The sequence below is a fragment of the Vibrio sp. 1727 genome, from assembly GCF_033344415.1.
GTDB classification, from domain to species: domain Bacteria; phylum Pseudomonadota; class Gammaproteobacteria; order Enterobacterales; family Vibrionaceae; genus Vibrio; species Vibrio alginolyticus.
Genome location: NZ_JAWPOT010000522.1, coordinates 1 through 566 on the forward strand (window position 1 = coordinate 1; position 566 = coordinate 566).

The 566-nt window shown below is 46.5% G+C and carries 1 protein-coding gene; it reads left to right on the forward strand.

Translation table 11 applies throughout. The annotated features are described in order from the left end of the window. Window positions 1–162: 162 nt before the first annotated feature. Window positions 163–566 (forward strand): DEAD/DEAH box helicase (locus R8O10_RS26710; protein WP_318192161.1); only part of this gene is annotated, 404 nt, incomplete at its 3' end.

The following is a 566-nucleotide window of genomic DNA, read 5'->3' on the forward strand; positions in this document are numbered from 1 at the left end:
TGATCCAAGTGGTCATGTCCGTCGTCCATAATGATAGTAGAGTGCCTGAATGTTCTCGCTTTTGTTTCAATACTCATTAACAATGGTTAATTTTCACTGGTCTTCCCAGAAAATCTGGCGATAATGTGCCCTCTTTTTCATCCCACCTGAGGATATTTCCCTGTGAGCAAACAAACTTTTGACCAAGTAGGCCTGAACCCAGCGCTACTAGAAACGCTGGATTCATTGAACTACACCCATATGACGCCAATTCAAGCGTTAAGCTTACCGGCGATTTTGAATCAGCGTGACGTAATTGGTCAGGGTAAAACGGGCTCGGGTAAAACAGCTGCGTTTGGTCTTGGCGTACTATCAAATCTAAACGTAAAACGATTTCGCGTGCAGGCTTTGGTGCTGTGTCCGACTCGCGAACTGGCGGATCAAGTTGCTAAAGAAATTCGAACGCTAGGGCGTGGTATCCATAACATTAAAGTACTTACGTTGTGCGGCGGTATGCCGATGGGACCGCAAATTGGTTCGTTAGAGCATGGTGCACATATCCTTGTTGGTACTCCGGGGCGTATCCT